Raw genomic sequence first — 791 nt, 5'->3', positions numbered from 1 at the left:
GACCACCCCGGCAGGTGCCATAGTAGTAGTCCCATCAGTGTCCTGTCTGCTCGAACCCTCGGATCAGCGGCTACCTTCATCACTTCCCTATGCGAAAGCGTTGACAGCCATGACCACAGACATCGACCTCTCCGCAAGCCCCGTCGCCGGGGTCGACACCCACACCGACACCCACACCGTCGCCGCGGTGACCCCAACCGGCCGGCACCTGGCCACCGAAACCTTCCCCACCACCAGGCCCGGTTACACACACCTCGCCGAGTTCCTCAGCAAGCACGGTGTCGGCGCCGTCGGAGTAGAAGGAACCAACTCCTTCGGTGCCGGATTAACCCGGCACCTCATAGACCGTGGCTACACGGTCGTTGAAGTCCTGCGCCCGGCCCGCAGCATTCGACGCCGGGACGGGAAATCAGATCCGGTGGATGCCCTTGCCGCCGCGCGACAGGTCCTGACCGGGGAAGGGCTGAGCACGCCTAAAGATTCCACGGGCCCGGTGGAGTCGTTACGAGCGTTACAGATCACCCGGAAACAGCTGGTGTCCACCACCGCGAAACTCATCACAACGATGAAGTCGTTGCTGGTCACAGCCCCTGATGACATCCGCACCCGCTACGCCACGATGACCAACCACGCTCTGGTCAACGCGTTGGTGTACTGCCGACCGTCGTCGGATGTTACTGATCCGCGAAATGGTGTGCTGACCAGCCTGAAGATTCTGGCCACGACCTACCGCGCATTGCGGGTGCAGTGCGATGAGCTGGAAACCCGGATCGCTGCCCTGGTGTCAGTGA

1 protein-coding gene is annotated in these 791 nt (G+C 62.5%); it reads left to right on the top strand.

Translation table 11 applies throughout. The features are described 5' to 3' along the window. Positions 1–109 precede the first annotated feature (109 nt). Positions 110–791, top strand: a 682-nt coding sequence (locus HMPREF0298_RS11230) for an IS110 family transposase (protein ID WP_006841318.1), incomplete at its 3' end; no start/stop codon positions are given.

Source organism: Corynebacterium lipophiloflavum DSM 44291 (genome assembly GCF_000159635.1).
Lineage (GTDB): Bacteria > Actinomycetota > Actinomycetes > Mycobacteriales > Mycobacteriaceae > Corynebacterium > Corynebacterium lipophiloflavum.
The sequence above is the reverse complement of the archived record's forward strand: the minus strand, read 5'-3'. Positions and strand labels throughout refer to the sequence as shown.